Below are 634 nucleotides of genomic sequence, written 5' to 3'. Positions count from 1 at the left end.
CTCCCACCACCTCCCCCCTACGGGGTACTCCTCCTCTAGGATGGGAGTTTGGCTGCGCAGCCATGACAAATAGCTCATGCGGCATCGTGAATCTGGCTCCGGCGCCTCGCCGGCTCTCCTCCTGCCCGAGGAGGAGTACCCCGTAGGGGGGAGGTGGTGGGAGCAATCAAAAAACTACATAACTAACATTATAACATCCGCCTATACTCCCGCACCAGCGGAGAGAGAGTTCATAAATACTGTATTTTACCTTTAACTTTCAACTTTCAATTTTCAACTCTACACGTGTCATCGGAGCAAATAAAGCCCCCAGTTCCTGTGGCGTATACAACGACCGTAGAAAAATAAAAACAGCATCATAAGCATCAATATAACAGCTCCCATCCATTGCATAGCCAAAAAAGCCATTTAACACCTTCTCCAATTTAATACAAATAGGAAAGACCATCTTTTCCGGCTCATATACAAGCGCAACCTCTTTTAATTCTTCCATATAGGAAACATTTCCTTTGGCGCGAAGTACGGTACAATCCAGTATGACAAATTTAGATTTATCAAATGCACTGCAACTGATCTCGCTTCCTGCCGGTAACATCATCATTTCTTTGGCATAGAGCAGATGCTTCCCGGCTAC

General features: G+C 46.1%; 1 protein-coding gene. It reads right to left on the bottom strand.

Features of this window, described 5'->3' with window-relative positions:
* Positions 1-259: 259 nt before the first annotated feature.
* Positions 260-634 (bottom strand): hypothetical protein (locus D0T87_RS23505; RefSeq protein ID WP_163178583.1); only part of this gene is annotated, 375 nt, incomplete at its 5' end.

Origin of the sequence: Bacteroides sp. 51, assembly GCF_010500965.1 — a bacterium.
Taxonomy (GTDB): Bacteria; Bacteroidota; Bacteroidia; order Bacteroidales; family Bacteroidaceae; genus Bacteroides.
This window is presented reverse-complemented; position numbering and strand designations above follow the sequence as displayed.